This is a genomic window from uncultured Cytophaga sp. (genome assembly GCF_937863595.1).
In the GTDB taxonomy this organism is placed as follows: domain Bacteria; phylum Bacteroidota; class Bacteroidia; order Cytophagales; family Cytophagaceae; genus Cytophaga.
Window position 1 is genome coordinate 30,898 of sequence record NZ_CALMGQ010000087.1, and the last position, 16,503, is coordinate 47,400.

17 protein-coding genes and 1 tRNA gene are annotated in these 16,503 nt (G+C 35.2%); 10 read left to right on the top strand and 8 right to left on the bottom strand.

Annotated elements, in window-relative coordinates:
* Positions 1-73: 73 nt before the first annotated feature.
* The 4 genes from Q0543_RS07850 to Q0543_RS07865 form a co-directional block, all read right to left on the bottom strand.
* Positions 74-2,047 carry an OmpA family protein gene (locus Q0543_RS07850; RefSeq protein WP_299251045.1) on the bottom strand — a complete coding sequence of 658 codons (1,974 nt, stop codon included), beginning with the start codon at positions 2,045-2,047 and terminating at the stop codon, positions 74-76.
* Between the two features lie 142 nt (positions 2,048-2,189).
* On the bottom strand, positions 2,190-2,684 hold the full coding sequence (locus Q0543_RS07855; protein ID WP_299251047.1) for a hypothetical protein: 495 nt from the start codon (positions 2,682-2,684) through the stop codon (positions 2,190-2,192).
* A 4-nt stretch (positions 2,685-2,688) separates the two neighbouring features.
* Positions 2,689-3,477: a (Fe-S)-binding protein gene (locus Q0543_RS07860; protein WP_299251049.1), complete on the bottom strand. Its 789-nt coding sequence runs from the start codon at positions 3,475-3,477 to the stop codon at positions 2,689-2,691.
* Between the two features lie 81 nt (positions 3,478-3,558).
* The gene (locus tag Q0543_RS07865) at positions 3,559-4,881 is read right to left on the bottom strand and encodes a (Fe-S)-binding protein (RefSeq protein ID WP_299251051.1); all 1,323 of its coding nucleotides are present in this window, start codon (positions 4,879-4,881) and stop codon (positions 3,559-3,561) included.
* Between the two features lie 79 nt (positions 4,882-4,960).
* On the opposite strand from Q0543_RS07865, the gene Q0543_RS07870 reads away from it, so the two are divergent.
* Positions 4,961-5,033 (top strand) — tRNA-Phe (locus Q0543_RS07870).
* 62 nt (positions 5,034-5,095) lie between these two features.
* A complete protein-coding gene (locus Q0543_RS07875; protein ID WP_299251052.1) occupies positions 5,096-5,848 on the top strand; it encodes a glycosyltransferase family 2 protein in 753 nt (250 codons plus the stop codon).
* 90 nt (positions 5,849-5,938) lie between these two features.
* Here Q0543_RS07875 and rplS read toward each other — a convergent pair whose 3' ends face one another.
* The 4 genes from rplS to Q0543_RS07895 all read right to left on the bottom strand — a co-directional run bounded on the left by rplS (position 5,939) and on the right by Q0543_RS07895 (position 8,214).
* Positions 5,939-6,313, bottom strand: coding sequence for a 50S ribosomal protein L19 (gene rplS, locus Q0543_RS07880; protein ID WP_299251054.1), 375 nt, complete (start codon positions 6,311-6,313; stop codon positions 5,939-5,941).
* 98 nt (positions 6,314-6,411) lie between these two features.
* Positions 6,412-7,116, bottom strand: a complete 705-nt coding sequence (gene trmD / locus Q0543_RS07885) for a tRNA (guanosine(37)-N1)-methyltransferase TrmD (protein WP_299251056.1) — start codon at positions 7,114-7,116, stop codon at positions 6,412-6,414.
* On the bottom strand, positions 7,106-7,660 hold the full coding sequence (gene rimM / locus Q0543_RS07890) for a ribosome maturation factor RimM (protein ID WP_299251058.1): 555 nt from the start codon (positions 7,658-7,660) through the stop codon (positions 7,106-7,108). Before rimM ends, trmD begins: the two co-directional genes overlap by 11 nt.
* 17 nt (positions 7,661-7,677) lie before the next feature.
* Positions 7,678-8,214: a 30S ribosomal protein S16 gene (locus Q0543_RS07895; RefSeq protein WP_299251060.1), complete on the bottom strand. Its 537-nt coding sequence runs from the start codon at positions 8,212-8,214 to the stop codon at positions 7,678-7,680.
* A 218-nt stretch (positions 8,215-8,432) separates the two neighbouring features.
* Here Q0543_RS07895 and Q0543_RS07900 point away from each other — a divergent pair, with 218 nt between their 5' ends.
* The 8 genes from Q0543_RS07900 (at position 8,433) to Q0543_RS07935 (ending at position 16,500) form a co-directional block, all read left to right on the top strand.
* A complete protein-coding gene (locus Q0543_RS07900; RefSeq protein WP_299251062.1) occupies positions 8,433-9,011 on the top strand; it encodes a non-canonical purine NTP diphosphatase in 579 nt (192 codons plus the stop codon).
* Positions 9,008-9,619 (top strand): uridine-cytidine kinase, encoded by a 612-nt coding sequence (locus Q0543_RS07905; RefSeq protein ID WP_299251063.1) that lies wholly within the window; start codon positions 9,008-9,010, stop codon positions 9,617-9,619. The genes Q0543_RS07900 and Q0543_RS07905 overlap by 4 nt, the downstream gene beginning before the upstream one ends.
* Positions 9,620-9,668: 49 nt before the next feature.
* Positions 9,669-10,031: a hypothetical protein gene (locus tag Q0543_RS07910; protein WP_299251064.1), complete on the top strand. Its 363-nt coding sequence runs from the start codon at positions 9,669-9,671 to the stop codon at positions 10,029-10,031.
* An 88-nt stretch (positions 10,032-10,119) separates the two neighbouring features.
* Entirely contained in the window at positions 10,120-13,098 is a 2,979-nt protein-coding gene (gene secDF / locus Q0543_RS07915; protein ID WP_299251066.1) for a protein translocase subunit SecDF, read from the top strand.
* Between the two features lie 126 nt (positions 13,099-13,224).
* Positions 13,225-13,698, top strand: a complete 474-nt coding sequence (locus Q0543_RS07920; protein ID WP_299251068.1) for an RNA polymerase sigma factor — start codon at positions 13,225-13,227, stop codon at positions 13,696-13,698.
* A gap of 2 nt (positions 13,699-13,700) precedes the next feature.
* On the top strand, positions 13,701-14,351 hold the full coding sequence (locus tag Q0543_RS07925) for a hypothetical protein (RefSeq protein WP_299251070.1): 651 nt from the start codon (positions 13,701-13,703) through the stop codon (positions 14,349-14,351).
* Positions 14,341-15,393: a hypothetical protein gene (locus tag Q0543_RS07930; protein ID WP_299251072.1), complete on the top strand. Its 1,053-nt coding sequence runs from the start codon at positions 14,341-14,343 to the stop codon at positions 15,391-15,393. Before Q0543_RS07925 ends, Q0543_RS07930 begins: the two co-directional genes overlap by 11 nt.
* 21 nt (positions 15,394-15,414) lie before the next feature.
* Entirely contained in the window at positions 15,415-16,500 is a 1,086-nt protein-coding gene (locus Q0543_RS07935) for a hypothetical protein (protein WP_299251074.1), read from the top strand.
* The last annotated feature ends 3 nt before the right edge of the window (positions 16,501-16,503 follow it).

Genomic DNA, 16,503 nt, shown 5'->3' on the forward strand with positions numbered 1-16,503 from the left:
TGGTTTAATATGTAAAAATAAAAAAGTCTCCCGATTAATCGGGAGACTTTTCATTTTATGTATGAAAATAATTTTATTTTTGTTGAATTTCAACATCGTCACTAAAGTGATTCAACACTTTAAATGTAGTACGACGGTTTGTTTGATGTTCCGCTTCTGTTTTAGCACCTCTAATTGCAGGTTCGTCTTCACCATATCCTTTAGCTATAATTCTGCTTTTCTCAATTCCATGGTTAACCATATAATCTACAGCAGCTTGAGCACGTTTTTGAGCAAGCACTCTATTGTATTCTGCTGCACCACGCTCATCCGTGTGAGAACCTAATTCAATATTGATTTCTGGATTGTCTTTCATCAACATTACCATAGTATCTAATTCTACAGCTGCATCAGGACGGATATTCCATTTATCGTAATCATACAAGATGTTACGTACAATAATAATACGTTCCTTTTTAACCAACAGAACGACAGCGCTTTTCTTAATTTCGTTTTCTCCTATTTCCAGTTTCTTCAATGGAACCGTTGGTATGGTTACTTTAGCCCATTCAGATTTTGGCATTGCAAAATATTTGTCCATTTGTGCTGCAATGTAATAACATGAATCTGGTTTCAATTGAAACTGGAATTTAGCCTCTGAATCAGCAACTACTGTTTTTAGTGTATCCCCTTTGCAGTTTAATAAATAGACAAGTGCGTTTGGAAGAATGTATTGTGGATTCTTTTTGTTCTTTCCAAAAACTGTTCCGTCTACAGTATAAGTAGCCGTTCTATCCCAGTATGTATTCTTAACTTCATAGATATCGTCATCGCCTTGTGCACCATCTGTTACACGGTTTGAAGTAAAATAACCTGTCAAGCTGTCTTTCCAAACCAAACCAAAGTCATCATAACTTGTGTTGATTGGCTGTCCAATATTTTTAATATTCAATTTGCCGCCTTCATTTTTGATATAGAAAACATCTAAAGATCCTAAAGATGGGTGTCCGTCCGAAGAGAAATAAAATGTCCCATCAGAAGCAACATTTGGATACATATCGTTTCCTCTTGTATTGATTGGTGCACCAACGTTTACTGGGTTAGACCATTCGCCATTTTCATCTAATGTAGCTTTGTAAATATCAACGTTACCAAGAGCTCCGTCTGCATCTCTGTTTGATGCAAAAAATAATGTTTTTTCATCCAATGAAAATGCAGGACATGCATCCCAAGCTTTATCATCACTGATAGCAAGCATTACAGGTTCTGTCCATTTACCATCTGCATCTAAGGTAGTTTTGTACAAATCTACATCTTTAGGCCCTTTTTTGGCGCCCGTGTTACCACGTGCAAAAATCATTGTTTTACCATCTTTGGTAAAGATACAAGAAGCCTCGTGTGCACCGTCTGTATTGATATCACCAGCAATTGGCATTGCTTGTCCTGTAAATTGCTCTACATTATCGAAAACAAACTCATAGATATTTGTAAAGCCAGTACCCGTTGCGGAGTGCATTTTCTCAGCATCTCTTGAAGTAGTGAAATACAATTTATCTTTAAAGAAGAATGGTGCATATTCCGCTTCAGAAGTATTTAAAGCGCTTATGTTTGAAACTTTGTAGTAATTTTTCTCTTCAACAATTGCTTGAAGTGCAGTTAAGTTTTCCAGCTCTTTTTTAGCTCTATTGATTAAATCGAAGTTCGATCCATTTTTAATGTATTTTTTATACTCCGCAGCAGCGCCTTCATAGTTGCCAACAGATTGCATTGCTTTTCCATAAAAGAAATATGCCTCTTCGTCTTTAACGCCAGCTTCAACTGCTTTCTTGTAAAAAGGTTCTGCTTCTTGAATACGATTAGATCGTCTGTAACATTCTGCAATACGATAATTACATTGTGCAGGATCTCCACCTTCGCTGAGCGCTTGTTGATAATTTTCAATTGCGTCTTGATACTCAGCCTGAGTATATTGAACTTCTGCTTTAGCAAAATACTTTGCACTTTTAGGGCTACAAGCAGTTGCTACTGCGAGACCCAAGATAAAAATTGCCTTGATGAACCTTGTCATGAATGTTATTCTGATAAGTTTAGTTTATAAACCAATGTATTTAATTTAAGCAATTTAAGGTATTTTTTATATTAAAATGCAACTTTGTAATAGAAAAATATAACTTATTTGCACATTCCTGCCTAATAACCCCTTTGCTCTACTATTTTACTAAGATAAAATATCTATGTAACCATGTATTTTGTGCTTGTTTCATCCACTCTTTTTTATACTTTTCAATAGAAGTGACCGTGTTGTCAAAAACTTGACTTTCAGCCTTTAAATCTCCATTTTGAACAGCATTTGGCACATTATTAATGGACAACGTTTTAATCGAATCTCCCTCTAAGGCATAGACAACCATGCGGTCCATAAGATTTATATTGAACTGAGATTCAATATTTTTAATTACTTGAACAGATTTATCAATGGAACATCCACTTGGTGCATGATGCTGCTCGTCAACCCCAATTATGATAAAATGATTGTGCTTTATTTCAAAAGAAGCCTTCAATTCTACACCATGTGCCTGCCATGTATCTGTAAAATGTGTTAATATTTCTGATATTCCTGATTGTTGATTTTCAGAAAAAGGAGTCTTCGAAGCGTATATCCACACTTTAGAGGATGCCGATAATTGATTAAATGGTATATACATATCTTTATAAACCTTGAGATTGAGCAATTAGTTCTGCTAGATCAAACACTTTTACGGAGTGTTCCTTCTCTTTGTTCTTAACCCCATCCGATAGCATCGTCATACAGAAAGGGCAGTTTGATGCAATAATCGTTGCGCCAGTATTGATCGCCTCTTCTGCACGTTCAACATTTATTTCTTTATTTCCCTTTTCAGCTTCCTTAAACATTTGTGCACCACCCGCACCGCAACATAAGCCCGTAGTCTTACAACGTTTCATTTCAACCAACTCCGCATCTAATATTTCCAACACGCTACGAGGCGCCTCATAAATATTATTCGCTCTGCCAATATAACAAGAGTCGTGATAAGTAATTTTCTTCCCTTTAAACTCTCCTCCTTCAATCATTTTGATTTTGCCGTCATTGATAAATTCTTGCAGCAATTGAGAATGGTGAATGACGTCATAATTACCACCTAGTTCAGGATATTCATTTTTCAATGTATTGAAACAATGCGGACACGTAGTAACAATCTTTTGAATGCCATATCCATTTAAAACTTGAATATTTGACATTGCTTGCATTTGAAACAAAAATTCATTCCCCGCGCGTTTTGCAGGATCTCCCGTACAAGATTCTTCTGTACCTAATACTGCAAAATTTATCTTCAAATGATTCAATATTTTAACAAATGCTACCGTAACAGACTTTGCACGTTCATCAAATGATCCTGCACATCCTATCCAGAATACGATTTCGGGGCTAAGGCCTTGTGCTTTTAATTCAGCAACTGTGGGTACTTTATATTCCATATTTTTATAGCTTAAAGCAGAAGGCATAATGCCTAAGGCGCGTTTTTCTAGGTTTAATTTTAATTTATTTTGAAAAGCATTTTAGTTTTTTAGCTTTTCAACCCAATTGAATCGATCGGCAGGTGAAAATTTCCAAGGCGCCATATTGTTTTCAATATTAGATAACATTGCATTCCATGCTGCAGGTGCTTGAGACTCTTCCATCAATCTAAATCTGCGTAATTGTAAAATAATACTCACAGGGTCAATCATTACTGGGCAAGCTTCGACGCAGGCATTACATGTAGTACAAGCCAGTATTTCTTCATCCGTAATATAATCACCTAATAATGATTTTCCATCATCATATGCATCTCCCTGTTTTTTAATATTCTTACCAACTTCTTCTAATCGGTCGCGTGTGTCCATCATGACTTTGCGCGGACTTAACTTCTTGCCTGTAAGATTTGCAGGACATTGTTGTGTGCATCTACCGCACTCAGTGCAACTATATGCGTCCAATAAATTTTTCCAACTTAAATCACGTACATCCTTTGCTCCAAATCTACTTGGTGCTGCATCGGTTGCACTTTCCTCTACAGGTAAATTTAACATTAATTTAACTTCCTTTGTTACCTCTGGCATGTTTGTAAATTTACCTGGGGCGCTTAATCGTGCATAATAGGTATTTATAAATGCCATAAATATATGTAAGTGCTTTGAATTATAGAAAACATAATTTGCAAAGAACATAACACCAATAATGTGAAACCACCAACACGAGCGTTCTAATGTGATTAAAAAGCTTTCTGAAGATCCAATATAAAGCCCTTTTAAGAATGAACTAAAGAAAAATGGCTCCAACACTGCATAATGTGTACTACCCATGCCCTGCAATACTTGATCTAAGGCATTCATATTTAAGAATGCCAGCATTAATAAAATTTCAATCACCAAAATAATATTCGCATCTAAGGATGGCCATTTAGTCATTTCAAGACCCGATAAACGTTTGACATGAATAAAATTTCTTCTGATTAAGAATACAACACACGCAACAATTACCGTCAAAGCAAAAAATTCAAATACATTGATTAGTATCGGATATAAGCTCCCAAGATAGGGTGCAAATAATCTGTGCGTTCCCAATATACCATCGAGTACAATTTCTAACATTTCGATATTGACGATTAAAAAGCCAACATATACGAAAAAGTGGAGGATAGCAGGAAGTGGCTTTTTAAACATTTTCTTTTGACCAAGAGCCAAAAGAACCATATTTTTAATTCTAAGCATTTTATTGTCTGAGCGATCTTCATCCCTTCCCAATAAAATATTTTTTCGGATTCTACTGATACTCAAATAAATTCCCACTGCTGCAATACCAAGTAAGATTGCAAAAACGATTTGTGCGACTAGGTGCATAATTAATATTTAATTTTTTAATGAACTTATTTGCAAATAAACGAAATTTTTAGCTACATTTGCACTCCTAATAACGGAAGGTGATGTAGCTCAGTCGGTAGAGCAAAGGACTGAAAATCCTTGTGTCGGTGGTTCGATCCCACTCATCACCACTCGAGTAAAGCCTTCGGTAACAACCGGAGGCTTTTTTATTTGAACTAATTGTAACTGTACCATGATCGATAACAAGAAGATTATTATTGTTATGCCTGCTTACAACGCAGCAAAAACAGTAGAGCAGACTTTTAAAGAAATCCCTTTTAATATTGTTGACGAAGTTATCTTGGTAGATGACCATTCTAAGGATGAAACGTATGATGTTGCAAAAAAGTTAGGCATCCATACAGTTATTAGACATGATAAAAATAAAGGGTACGGTGGAAATCAAAAAACCTGTTACGAGGCAGCGCTTAAAAATGGCGCTGACATCGTAGTAATGCTTCACCCCGATTATCAATATACTCCATTATTATTAGAGGCAATGATTTACCCAATAGCACGCGGATTGTTTCCTGTTATGTTGGGTTCTAGGATACTTGGTAAAGGCGCACTTCGTGGCGGCATGCCTATGTATAAATATATTGCAAATCGTTTTTTAACCTTATTTCAAAATATTATGATGGGGCAAAAGCTTGCCGAATATCATACTGGTTACAGAGCGTTCAGTAAAGAAATTTTAGAGCGATTGCCATTGGAAAAAAATTCAGACGATTTTGTTTTTGATAATGAAATGCTCGGACAAATAGCTTTCGCAGGATACGAAATCGGAGAGGTTACATGCCCTACGAAGTATTTTGATGACGCTAGTAGCATTAATTTCAAACGTAGCGTTCAATATGGCCTAGGCGTTTTGCGTGTATCTGTTTGCTTCAGATTACAACGTTGGGGCATCGCTAAATTTAAGATATTTGAAGGAATGGGGAATTAGTAAAAATATCCCTCCTTTTAAAATTATACAAATAAAAAAGTCTCGTAAAATTTACGAGACTTTTTTATTTGTATATCAATCTGAGTTGAACTACTTAGCAATTTGCTCAACTGGTTTTTTCTTTTCTTTGATACGTGCATTTTTACCCGTCTTATCACGTAGGTAAAATAAACGTGCTCTACGAACTGCTCCAGAACGCAATACTTCAATTTTATCAATGAATGGAGACATTGTAGGGAAGATACGCTCTACTGCAATACCTGCAGAAATTTTACGTACTGTAAAAGAAGCTCCGTTGCCAGTATTTCTTTTTTGGATTACAAGTCCTTGGTATTGCTGAATACGCTCTTTAGCACCTTCTTTAATCTTCACGTGTACATTCACTGTATCACCTGCCTTGAATACAGGAAGCGCTTTCTGTACCGCTAAATATTCCTGTTCAACTATTTTAAGTAAATTACTCATATATGTAAGTAGTTAATGTCTTTATATCTTTTCCAATAAAGGACTGCAAAGTTAGCAATTAAAATCTATTTATCTATATCTAGAACGAATAAGTTTTATTAATCCTTCAGATCTGGATCTGAGGTAAATTTATCGTAAAGATCTGGCCTTCTTTCTTTTGTACGTTTTAGGGCATTTTCGATGCGCCATTTTTCAATTTCTTTTTCATTTCCTGACAATAAAACTTCCGGAACTTTCAAGCCTTTGTACTCAGCAGGTCGCGTATAAACAGCTGGCGCCAAAAGATTGTCCTGAAAAGAGTCGGTTAAAGCAGAAGTCTCATCGGATAGAACACCTGGCAATAATCGAATCAACGCATCGGAAACAACAGCAGCGGCGAGCTCGCCTCCTGATAATACGTAATCCCCAATACTTATTTCGTGTGTTATAAACGCTTCTCGTGCACGCTCATCTACGCCTTTGTAGTGTCCACACAAAATAATGATGTTTTTAAATAACGAAAAGTGGTTTGCTGTTTGTTGATTAAATGTTTTGCCATCCGGACTCATATACATTACAGCATCGTAGTCGCGTTCTGCTTTTAATGCTGTAATACAACGATCAATCGGCTCAATCATTAAGACCATACCCGCACTTCCACCATATGAATAGTCGTCGATTTGCTTGTGTTTAAACAAGGTGTAATCTCTAATATCATGCACATGCACTTCTACCAGTCCTTTGTCTTGCGCACGCTTTAAAATAGAATGTGCAAAAAAACTATCTAATAATTTGGGTAAACAGGTAATGATATCAATTCTCATCCGACTCAGATACGTCTTCGTTCAGGTATATTTCGATTAAGCCATCGGGTAATGTTGTAAATATTTGCTTGGTAGTAATATCAACCGATGTAACAACTTCATCCGTTACAGGTATTAATATTTCAGCCTCTTTATAATCCATCATCAACAAGTCTTGACCTGTTTTTTGAAAGAAGTTAGAGATTATTCCCAGTTCGCCTTGTATTGAATCAACAACTGTAAAGCCCATCAATACTTGATAGGAGAATCTACTTTCGTCTGCTTCTGCCATTTCAGAAATAGGGATATAAATATCAGCACCAACTATACTTTTGGCTGCTTCAACAGATTCAATATCTTCAAAGGAAAGTATGCAACGCTTTTGGGTAGCGAAGTTAAAAGAAGTTAAAAAAAAAGGAATCTGTTTTTGTTTAATTTCAACAAAAACAGATTCCAATGTTTCGTAATCGGTTAAGTCGTCAGAAAATACCTGAACCAATACTGCCCCTTTTACACCATGAGTCTTAATAATATTACCCCAAAGGATGTTATTTTCTGAACTCATAATTTAAATGTACTTAATTATTCTGCTGCTGGTTCTTCTGCTGCTGGTGCTTCAGCTGCTTCTGCAAGATCCGCTGCTGCTACTGGATTTTCAGCAACGATTTTTTTAGCGCGAACTTGTTCTGCTTTTGCTTCTTTAACTTTAACCTCTGCTGCTAAACGAGCTTTTTTATCTGCTTCTTTTTTGCCAGCCAATGCATCGCTAGAACTTGTCTTAGCTGCATGTTTTTGGTTAACCCAAGCTGAATATTTTTGATCTGCTGCTTCTTGAGTAATTGCTCCTTTGTCAACACCTATTTGTAAGTGTTTTTTGAACATAACACCACGCTCAGATAATATTGTGCGAGCTGTATCAGTTGGCAAAGCGCCTTTCATAACCCAGTCAAATGTCAATTCATCATTTAATACCACAGTAGCAGGGTTGGTATTAGGGTTGTAAGTACCCAATTTTTGGATGAATTTACCATCACGTGGAGATCTTGAATCTGAAACCACGATGTCATAAAGAGCTAATTTTCTTCTACCTCTTTTGCTTAAACGAATTCTAACTGCCATAGAACATTATATTTTTTGTTGTGAAACAAGTCGATGGAACACGTCCATCTTTTTTAACGAACTGCAAACTTACACATAAATTTGACGCCAGCCAAGTTTATCAACAACTATAATATACTTGCTCACTTATTGGAAAAATGGATTTCAATTAAAGGATTTCACTGTAATTTTGGGAATTTGGTGAAAGAATGTAGAATTTAGCAAAAAAGCCCGAATTTATGATTTCAATCTGTTTTGCAACAAATAATAAGAACAAAATAGCCGAAGTACGCTCAAAAGTTGGAGAGGAGATATCCATTTTAAGCCTTGAAGATATTGGTTGCTTTGAGGAATTGCCAGAAACATCTCCCACTCTTGAAGGAAATTCAGCTCAAAAAGCACGTTTTGTAGCAGATAAATACAAGGTGAACTGTTTTGCAGACGATACCGGACTTGAGGTAGATGCCTTGAATGGTGCGCCTGGTGTTTATTCTGCACGTTATGCCGGACCAGCATGCAATCCAGAAGACAATATGAATAAATTACTTTTAAGCATGGAAGGTCAAAATAACCGCTCTGCTCAATTTAAAACATGCATTACACTTATTATAGACGGAAAAGAAACGGTATTTCATGGTGCGGTAAAAGGTACAATCCTTACTGAACGGCATGGGAAGGAAGGATTTGGATATGACCCTATTTTTCAACCAGAAGGGTATTTAGTTTCATTTGCTGAGATGCCCTTATCAGAAAAAAATACTATAAGTCACAGAGCATTAGCAGTAGAAAAACTGATCGACTATTTAAAAACAATATGAAACCGCCATTAGTCATCGGTATTTGTGGAGGGAGCGGCTCAGGAAAAACGTATTTGTCCCAAAAGCTCATTGAAAATAGCCCAACAGCCAAAGTATGCTCGTTTCCACTAGATAGCTATTATTTACCAAGAGATTGGCAAAAGGAAGATTCTTTAGGCTATTTAAACTTTGACCTGCCGGAAGCTTTTAACACGCAAAAAATGCTGTACGACTTCCTAGACCTCAGTTCTGGATTTTCGATTGAACAACCTATATATAAGTATAATATTTCTCCGCCAAGTATTGACTTTACAATAATTGAACCCCGCCCCGTCATTATTGTGGAAGGCATCTTTGTATTCCATTACAAAGAAATTTTTAATCGATTAGATATTAAGGTTTTAATAGATGCGCCAACAGATTTGAAACGTCAACGAAGAATTGAACGGGATATAAAAGAGCGTGGATATGAATTGGACCAAATCCTCTATCGGTTTGATAATCATGCTGAAGATTCTTTTAAAAAATATGTATTGCCCTATAAAAAAGATGCAGATTTTTTAATCGAGACACCTTTGAAGTTTGAATCTGCATACAATATACTCCTTGATCAAATTCGTGAACATTAAATTAAATTTGTGTTCTACAATGATTTATTTAGCTTTGCAAGCTAGTAACATGAAAAAAAATAGTTCTACATATAGATGTCTCATACTTTTCGCATTGGTTTTTACCATGCTCGGAGCGCTATGCTATTCGCCCATTCTTAAAGCGCATTCAAAAACTATTGTCTCAAATACTAAGGAAAATGACAAATCAAATAAGAATGTTGCATCTGAACATTTCATTACAATTGATCATCACTTAGCAAATTCAATCTCTTTTTCATTTGATGCGAATGGAAGTTGGTTACTTACACCCTTTAAAAAAATTCTCTTTGCATTGCCTTTTGAATTTGAACATGTTGTAACATCTGCAACGTTTCAAAGCTCCTATTTAAAAAATATTTTCCCTTTTGCAATTTCAGCACAGGCTCCATAATTTTTTTTATACTTCTTTAATTCCCCCTGCGTAGCATTTTGCCTTCGCTTTAAATTGTTTACCAAAAAATTACCTATTTATAAAACCAATGAGAAATAAGAATTTAATTATCGTACTCACGGCAATTGTAACAGCGCTGTGTTTCTTTTACATCTCGTTTACCTTTGTTGCCAGAGGAATTGAGAAAGATGCGCTAGAGTTTGCATCTAAAGAAGATGGCAAAGTCAATCCAAACTTAAAACAACTTTATATTGACTCCATTTATAATGAGCCAGTATACAACTTTTTAGGTGCAGAATTTACCTACAAAAAGGTAAAAGAACTTGAATTGGCTTTAGGCTTAGATTTACAAGGTGGTATGCACGTTGTGCTTGAAGTTTCACCCGTTGAAATCTTACAAGCAATGGCAGCATCTAACGCAAGTGATGCAAATTTCAAACAAGCAATTGAAAATGCAAAATTAAAGCAACGTAGTAGTCAAAAAGCTTTTCAAGAAACGTTCTTTGAAGAATACATTGCTTTGGCTGGCAAAGATCAATTAAGCAAAATTTTTGCTAATGCATCGAATAAAGCAAGCATTGACATCCGTTCAACAGATAGCGAAGTTGAAAAAGTAATCAATGAAGAAATTAATTTATCAGTAGATCGTTCATTCAACATTCTTCGTAATCGTATTGATAAATTTGGTGTATTGCAACCAAACATTCAACGTGTAAGAGGTACGGGCCGCATTGTGGTTGAATTGCCAGGCGTTGAAAATACACAACGTGTACGTAACCTATTACAAGGTACAGCAAAACTTGAATTCCTTGAAGTATACCAAACGTATGAAATTTTTGATAAGACAAACCGCATCAATGATTATTTAGTTAGCCTTGACAAAGAAAAAACATCTTCTGATGTTGATGCAGTTGTTGCTCCAAAAGCTGCTGCAAATTCACTATTGGTAGATGACGGCGACTCAAGTAAGGTAGCTGCGGCAGATACATCTGCCGCAAAACAAGATACAACTAATGTATCTGCATTCTACCGTTTGCTACGTGCACAAGGCACGTTGATGTATGAAACAAAAGATACAGCAACGATCAATGCTATTTTACACATGGATCGCGTTAAAACGATCATTGGTTCTGACTTACGTTTTGTATGGGAAAGAAAAGCAAACGAACTTGACAACGGAATTTCATTGATTGAATTGGTTCCATTAAAAGTAGGTAGAGATGGCAAGCCTGCGTTAAGTGGCGATGTAATCACTAATGTAAGTTATGGCTTATCTCCAGGTGGCAAAGGCTATGAAGTGTCTATGCAAATGAACGCTTCTGGTGCTAAAGAGTGGAGAAAAATTACAAAAATTGCAGCCGACGCAACAGCAAGAAATCCAAATGATGTTAGAAGAATTGCAATTGTATTAGACAATGCAGTATATTCTGCACCACAAGTTAGAAATGAAATACCAAATGGTAGTTCTTCTATTTCTGGCAATTTCTCCTTAGAAGAATCAAAAGATTTATCCAATATTCTGAAAGCGGGTAAATTACCTGCTCCAGTTCGTATTGTTGAAGAAGTTGTAATTGGGCCAACCTTAGGTTTTGAAGCAATCATGGATGGTATGATTTCATTGGCTGCGGGTGTTGTAGTGGTAATGTTATTAATTATTATGTACTACAATAAAGGTGGTTTAATTGCTGATATTGCATTGTTATTCAACATCATCTTTACATTAGGGATTTTAGCTTCGTTCAACTCTGTATTGACATTGCCTGGCATTGCAGGTATCGTATTGACAATTGGTATGTCAGTCGATGCGAACGTTTTGATTTTTGAACGTATCAAAGAAGAATTGGCAAATGGCAAATCATTATCGGCTGCAATTGTTACAGGTTATGACAAAGCATTTAGTTCTATATTTGATGCCAACGTAACAACCGTATTAACAGGTGTGATTCTATTTGTTTTGGGTGAGGGTCCAATTAAAGGATTCGCTACAACCTTAATTATTGGTGTACTTTGTTCGTTCTTTACAGCTATTTATATCTCTAAAGTTATTTTGCTTTGGATGACTGAAGGCAAGGATGAAAAATCTGTTTCGTTCTCTACAAGACTTTCTAGAAATCTTTTCCAGAACATGAATTTTGATTTCATCGCTAAACGTAAAATTGCTTACGTTGTCTCTTCAGCAATCATAATAATTGGATTTGTCTCAATATTTATTCAAGGAGGATTAAACTTAGGTGTTGATTTTAAAGGTGGTCGTTCATATATCATCCAATTCGAAAACCCAGTTGCTGCAAGTGAATTGAAAAACACATTGGCGGAAGCATTCAATGGTGAAGGTACTGAAGTTAAAACGTACGGTTCAGATCTGAAAATGAAAGTAACGACTAGTTACTTAGTAGAAGATGAATCAGCGAATGGAGATAAAATAGTAACTACAGCATTGAATAAAGGGTTAACAACTTTTGCTCCTGACAATAAACACGAAATTTTGAGTTCTTCAAAAGTTGGTGCTACCGTTGCAGATGATATCAAAGACTCATCTTGGAAATCAATGATTGCATCTTTAATAGGAATCTTTATTTATGTATTGATTCGATTTAAGAAATGGCAATTCTCTTTAGGAAGTGTTGTTGCTTTGTTCCATGATACCTTAATCATTGTTGCAATCTTTGCAATTTTACGCTTCTTTAATATCGACTTTGAAATTGATCAAGTAATTATTGCAGCCTTGTTAACAATAATTGGTTTCTCTATTAACGATACAGTTATTGTATTTGACCGTGTTCGTGAATTTGATGGGGAGTTTTCTAAATTAGACACGAAGACAATGCTTAATAAGTCAATTAATAGCACATTGAGCAGAACAATCATGACAACAGTAACCGTATTGGTTACGGTATTGATCTTGTTCATCTTTGGTGGTGAAACATTAAGAGGCTTCTCCTTTGCCTTATTGATTGGTGTTGTATTTGGCTCTTACTCTACTATCTTCATAGCAGTACCAATGGTATTAGATTTAAGATCTAGAGATGACAAAGAAAAAGACGATAAAATTTTAGCTGGGAAATAATACTTCTCAAATATTTAAAGAAAGCCTCTTTGTTGTTTTAACAGAGAGGCTTTCTTTTTTTGAAATTATTTTTCTTAGCCTGTAACTTTTAATTCATTCGCTTCGTCTCACGTAAAATTCCAAAGATTGAAAGAAAAGGAGTTTAATATAGTAGTAGAACAAACCTCACAAAGAATATATAGGTTTGTATTTAAAAATTTAAAAAGCGACGCTGATACAAAAGACGTGGTACAGGAAACCTATATCAAATTTTGGACAAAGAAAGATGACCTCGAAAAAGAGAAGGTTACAGCTTGGTTGTTTACGACAGCATACCGAACTATGATTGACTTTATTCGCAAACGTAAACCTCAATTTAATATTGATGAAGAAGTTGTTGCTGAATATACGGACACGCGAGTTGACACAACCAACATGGTGCATCAGTATTTGGATCTGCTTTCGCCCGTTTTTAAATCTACAATTTTACTGAGAGATATAGAAGGTTATAACTACGCGGAAATAGGTAACATCTTAAACTTATCTGAAAGTCAAGTGAAGGTGTATTTATTCAGAGCACGAAAAAAATTAAAATCCATCATTGAATTGAACGAGATATAATCATGAACATAACTACGGATAATATAGAAGAGTGGTGTTTTCGATATCTTGAAAAAGATCTTGATTCAACTGAGCAAAAGTTTTTTGAGAGCGAATTAACTTCTAATAAAGCCTTGCAAAAAGAATATGCCTTATGGAAAAAAACGAAGATTACAGATTTAGTTATTGATTTTCCAACACAATTAAACACTCCGCTATTACGATATAATATGCAATTGTTGTGGTTGTGCATTGAATTATCCATCGTTGTTGGCTTGTCCTTGTTAAGTGTATGCTTTCCTTCAACAACACCTATTGTAAAAGATGTACTGCCAACAAAAACGTATATCACAATCGATACCATCAAAAAGGATATTCAACAAGAGTATGTTACTTATAGCAAACATGAAGTAGTCAAAGAGGCCAACGTATCTACATCAGAAACGCCACTTAATGCCCCCATTATTCAACCTTATATTGATTCAACAAACAGTGTAACTGCATTTCCTAAATCTGAAGAGCCGATTTTGCCAACGACAAATCCAACATCTATTGACAGCATAAAAACACCAAAGGATTCAACAGTGAAAATTGCTACTCCCAAAAAAATAAAACCGACCAATAGAAAACGCAGAACAGGATCAAGCTTAATCCCCATAAACAATGATTTATAAATTTTTATCCTTCCTATTTTTCTGTGGTGTTTGCATTTCTACCTTCGGGCAGGAATTGCAATCGCCGCAAATCAGTCAAAATGCAATCTTTGCTAATCCAGGATTGGCGGGATCTAAGGGACAGACGCGAATTTGCGCTTCAGCGGGTGTGATAACTAAGCGTATTGGCGAACGTTCTTTCCAAAGTCCTTTCCACTCAAATACGCATTCCAATCTTACTCTTAGTGCAGATGGCGCCATTTTAAAGAAAAGTATTGGAATTGGTGGCTATATTACTAATACTAGCTATACAGTATTAAGTGAAGCAAATTCTACTCACTCCTTTTCAACTTCAAGCTTATTGAAAGCAAAAAATTTATCTCAATATAATTCACTCGGATTGGGATTTATAGTAGCACCAAAATTTTATTTAAACTCTACTGTCGATCCTGAGAAAAGCCATTGTCTTTCTCCAAGTATCAGTATTGGCATGAGAGAATCTAGCTATAAGATATCTTCTGATTCGAATCTTAGAAATTATCAAGGACAACTCAATGATGTCTCACATTCCGAAAAAAACTCTTATGTTACATTTGATCATATTTCTGCTGGTTTATTATACAATACAACCACGGGGTATTATGGCTTAAAAATAAATTATTTAAAAAGTGCATTGTATAGACATGATATTAGTTTTGGCTTTGTAGGTGCACATTCGTTTTATAATAAAAAAATAACCAATCCAAAATTTTCATTTAACCCACAAATATATGTGGCCTTTTACTTAAAAACTTTTCAAAAAAATGTTGACCTACTACAAGCACCTTATTTTGTTAATCAAGGTGCTACATGCAATATTAATTTAGATTTTAAATATAGAAAGTTTGTTTTTGGGGGCTTTTTGTATGCCACAAAATATATAGAAACTTCAATGGGCATAACAGCTGGCATTCAATATAATTCTACAAGAATTGTATTGAATTATATGGCTGCTCTTTTAAATACACCGGGCGGAATTTATTTGTCTGTTAATTTTTTATTAAAAAACAAAAAAGACGCTTAAACACCTTTTTTAGCTATTACTATGACTTATAAAAATTCAATAATTATCTTATTTTGTTTTATTTGCATTTCTACCTTCGGGCAGGAATTGCAATCGCCGCAAATCAGTCAAAATGCAATCTTTGCTAATCCAGGATTGGCGGGATCTAAGGGAGAAACTCGAATTAGTACGGCATTGTTGGCATATAAGTGGAAGCGTCAATATTCTGATAATGCTGACAATAATGGCTATAATTACACATCCATTTCAAAGAGAAATGTATATAATGGTTTAATTAGCATAGATGGGCTCATTCTAAAAAACAAACTTGGTATTGCAGGATATTTAAAAAATGAATCATTGAATTGTACAGACATTTACAATTCTTATCAATACAATTCGTTAACCAATGCGCGTCACATTACCTATCAATACACTAATATAAATATGGGGTTCATGATAGCTCCTAAATTTCAAATAACTGCACGCAATAATAAGAAGCAAGACCATGTTTTATCACCCGCGTTTTCAATTGGCTTTAAAGAGACTCAATCTGAATACACAGGGCCAACTATATACACCTACCACCATCAAGACAGCACAGTAAGTGGCAAACAAAAAAGCTCCTTTGGGCTTGACTACGTGTCCGCAAGCTTATTGTATAGTTCGCCCAATAGTTATACTGGCATAAAGTTAAATTTTGGAAATTATGCAAATAACTTTATTCTTTATGATGTTAGTTTTCTGTATGCTAAAACATATTCAAATAAAAAAATAGCAGAACCCAAATTCTCATTTACCCATCAATTTCAATTCACGTTCCCTACATTTGCATTACATGAAAATGCAGTATACTATAGCTATTATGACAGAATAAACAGAGACGTTTTAACGAATTATTTCAACGCCAATCTAGACTTCAGGTACGATAAATTTATTTTAGGAACCTTCGCTGGTTTCAATGGATATTATGGTGTTTATGGTGGATTCACAGGTGGGATTCAACTAGAAAAAATGAAAATAATTGTAAATTATTCCCCTAGATTTTCTCCAAAAGATCATGGCAGTAGTGGACTCTTCCTTTCAGCCAATTTTTATTTAAAAGGAAAGAAAGAGCGATATAAATAAGCG